Below are 1,884 nucleotides of genomic sequence, written 5' to 3'. Positions count from 1 at the left end.
AAAACTAAAAGGACTTAGTCCTGTCCAATACAGAACTAAGTCCTTTCAATAATGAGTTGTCCAACTTTTTGGGGTCAGTACAAAGCAACTAGCTTTTAATTTTTAGACCAGTAGTGGTAAGTCCATGGCTGCCATTTCTTCTTCTGGAACAACCATTCCTTCGGTAATCCAACGCCCTAAGACAGATAGGACTGCCTGACTCCAAAAAGAATGACTATATTGGTTCTGTCTACTATTATTTGACTTCCTAAACTTACTCAAACGATTGATAATGATATCGTAAATCCACTGTAATAGGTTATACTTTAAGATAATTTTGAGCAGACGAGCATTTTCTTTAGCTTGTTTAAATAAATATAACCAAGCTTGATAACGTTCGGTTTGGAAGTTAAAACGTTGTAAACCTTTAACGACCTTTAGCGTTGCACGCTTAATCATTTTATGGAATAAAGCTTCCTTGTTTTGATAATGACGATAGAAGGCATTTCGGGAGACACCAGCTTTTTTGGTAAGCTCAGAAATGGAAATAGCGTGTAAAGGCTTTTCTTCCATAAGAAGTAACAGAGCTTCTTCAATAGCTTCTTTGGTGACTTGCTTAGCTTCTTTATTGGCTATTTGTAACGGCTTAAGAGAAGCAGTAGAGATAACTTTTTTAGCCATGACAAATCCTTTCTTTTTGTAACATCCGATGAGAAATTGGAATCAATTCAGGATATTTAATGATATAATTTTATTATAAAATAGTTTGTATGTCAAAATAATGACTAAGGAGATAGAGTATGACTTGGAAAATTGTAGCAGATTCAGGCTGTGATTTGGTAACCTTACAAGGATTATCAGAGAATGTCTCTTTTGTAAGAGTGCCTTTAACGTTACAGATTGGAAGCCAATTATTTATAGATGATGACGGGTTGAACATTGAGGATATGCTTGAACTCCTCAAGGTAACAAAAGCAGCAGCTACTTCTGCTTGTCCTAGTCCAGATGCGTATATGAAAGCTTTTGAAGGGGCGGATAATATTTTAGTTATTACGATAACAGGAGGCCTATCTGGTAGTCAAAATAGTGCTCAAATAGCTAAAGAAATGTATTTAGAAGAAAATCCAAATACTAAGATTCACGTTATCGACAGCTTATCAGCAGGTGGCGAAATGGACTTGTTAGTTCACAAGATGGCAGAACTAATTGCTTCTGATTTAAGTTTTGAGGAAGTTGTAGCTGAAATTGAGGCTTATCAGGAGAAAACGAAACTGATTTTTGTGCTTGCAAAGGTTGATAATCTGGTCAAAAATGGTCGTTTGAATAAGGTTCTTGGCAAGGTTATTGGACTCTTGAATATCCGGATGGTAGGAGAAGCAAGTCCAGAAGGTAAGTTAGAACTATTACAAAAGGCAAAAGGTCAGAAAAAGTCAGTGTCAGCTTCATATCAAGAAATGGTCAAAGCAGGTTATCAAGGTGGTCGTGTAGTGATAGCACACTGTTATAATGATAAAATCTGTCAACAACTTAGAGAAATGATTCTGCGAGACTATCCTGAAGCTGACGTGCAGATTGTTCCAACCTCTGGGCTTTGTAGTTTTTATGCAGAAGAGGGTGGTATCTTGATGGGCTATGAAGCTTTTTAACATAAAAGGTGCCAGCAACGATGACTGGTAACGCTCTCTCGTTGTTTATATCAAGGGGTTTAGAAATACAGTTTACACAGTCTAAGAGTGCGTTTTGAGATGTTAAAGAGTAAACGAAGTTTTCTGCTATCATTAAAGTTGTAAGATATGATAATCTTAGTCGACTAAGTATGGGCTTGATTAGTAATGAGTTGTTTTTCTCTAGCTAACCTCTGGGAGTTGTAGACTAGAATCATGGTGATTTATTAAAGTTATATTA

Annotated in this window: 2 protein-coding genes; one reads left to right on the top strand and one right to left on the bottom strand. The window is 36.3% G+C overall.

The features are described from left to right. Positions 1–102: 102 nt before the first annotated feature. Positions 103–660: a TetR/AcrR family transcriptional regulator gene (locus tag ACMZ6U_RS10225; RefSeq protein ID WP_416108318.1), complete on the bottom strand. Its 558-nt coding sequence runs from the start codon at positions 658–660 to the stop codon at positions 103–105. A 119-nt stretch (positions 661–779) separates the two neighbouring features. Between ACMZ6U_RS10225 and ACMZ6U_RS10220 the strand changes: the two genes are divergently transcribed. Next, complete coding sequence (locus tag ACMZ6U_RS10220; RefSeq protein ID WP_416108317.1) at positions 780–1,625, top strand: DegV family protein; 846 nt, start codon at positions 780–782, stop codon at positions 1,623–1,625. Positions 1,626–1,884: the final 259 nt, after the last annotated feature.

The sequence above is a fragment of the Streptococcus pluranimalium genome, assembly GCF_047785745.1.
GTDB classification, from domain to species: domain Bacteria; phylum Bacillota; class Bacilli; order Lactobacillales; family Streptococcaceae; genus Streptococcus; species Streptococcus pluranimalium_B.
Note: the sequence above shows the minus strand (reverse complement) of the source record. Positions and strands in the feature narration are given on the sequence as shown.